General features: G+C 59.3%; 1 protein-coding gene. It reads right to left on the bottom strand.

All coding sequences use genetic code 11. The annotated features are described in order from the left end of the window. Nucleotides 1-53 precede the first annotated feature (53 nt). A partial coding sequence (locus QQZ18_RS17580; RefSeq protein WP_284542256.1) for a hypothetical protein occupies nucleotides 54-243 on the bottom strand: 190 nt, incomplete at its 5' end.

Below are 243 nucleotides of genomic sequence, written 5' to 3'. Positions count from 1 at the left end.
CTACGGCAGGCGCATATCAGCGGTGAGAGGCATAGACAGTGGAGCGCAGAGGATCAGGCTGGCTTGGTTTCTGGAGCACGATATCGGCGGCTCGCTCCATCCCGCCTGAGGTACACCTTGAATTCGCGTGCGAATTCAAGGTGTACCTCGGGCAGAACGAAACGCGACGCCGATATCGCGCTCCCCGAACCGAGCCGGTCTGATATGCCCTGCATTTCACCGTCCTGCGATTTCATCACCGCA

It is taken from the genome of Pleomorphomonas sp. T1.2MG-36 (assembly GCF_950100655.1).
In the GTDB taxonomy this organism is placed as follows: Bacteria; Pseudomonadota; Alphaproteobacteria; order Rhizobiales; family Pleomorphomonadaceae; genus Pleomorphomonas.
The sequence above is the reverse complement of the archived record's forward strand: the minus strand, read 5'-3'. Positions and strand labels throughout refer to the sequence as shown.